General features: G+C 77.7%; 1 protein-coding gene. It reads right to left on the bottom strand.

What is annotated here, in order from left to right; translation table 11 throughout:
* Window positions 1–429: 429 nt before the first annotated feature.
* Window positions 430–947, bottom strand: a 518-nt coding sequence (locus tag OMK64_RS20050; protein WP_272730113.1) for an SDR family NAD(P)-dependent oxidoreductase, incomplete at its 5' end; no start/stop codon positions are given.

Raw genomic sequence — 947 nt, 5'->3', positions numbered from 1 at the left:
GGCGACGAGGCCGCCCGTCGCCATCGTCGCGGCGGCGAGGAGTCCCGCGGCCGCCCGTCGTGCTGTCATGGCTTCCCCTTCGGTTCGCGCGCGGGCGGCGTGGCTCGTGCGCTGCGGACCCCGCTCCGCGGCCGGCAGTCCTCGGGCGGGGGTGGGTCGTCGCCTGACGTTAGGGAAGCGCTCGCCGCCGCGGGAGACCCGGGCGCGCGGTGAAGCGTTTCGGGCTTTGAACGATTCAAGGCGACCGACGGTGTGCACGCTCACATCGGACCCAGGTCGTCGCTCGCACGCCTCCCACGCTGCGCGAGGACGACCGACCGCAGACCCGGACGAGGCCCAGGGGGCGGGGCCCGGACCGCCCGGACTGTGGTCGCGGGCCGCGCCCCCACCGCGCGAGAGCCGTCGCCGTGCGCGCCGCGGCCCACCCCGTCAGAGCCGCGCGAGGACCGCGCCGCCGTGCACGCCCAGCACCTGGCCGGTCGTGAAGCCGGCGTCTGCGGCCGCCAGGTACGCGACCGCGGCCGCGACCTCGTCCGGCGTGCCCGGGCGGCCCGCCGGCACGCGTGCCAGGCGCCGCGCACGGTCCTCGTCGTCCAGGCGACCCGTCCAGAAGCCCGTGTCCGGCACGAATCCGGGCGCGACCGCGTTCACCGTCACGCCGTCCGCCGCGACCTGGGCCGCCACGCCCGTGACCCACGCGTTCACCGCCGCCTTCGCCGCGCCGTACGACCCCGCGCCCCGGAGCGCCGCCACCGACGACACCGCGACGACCCGGCCGCCCGGCCGCGGCAGGTGCGGCAGCAGCGCCTCGCCCAGCAGCACCGTCGTCAGGACGTTGAGGCGGAAGTCGTCGACCCACAGCCGCGCGGTCGCCGCCAGGTCGTCGCCGTCGGGCTCGAGCATCCCGCCCGCGTTGAGCACCAGGACGTCGACGGACCCGCCGTCGA

It is taken from the genome of Cellulomonas fimi, assembly GCF_028527925.1.
In the GTDB taxonomy this organism is placed as follows: Bacteria; Actinomycetota; Actinomycetes; order Actinomycetales; family Cellulomonadaceae; genus Cellulomonas; species Cellulomonas fimi_C.
The sequence above is the reverse complement of the archived record's forward strand: the minus strand, read 5'-3'. Positions and strand labels throughout refer to the sequence as shown.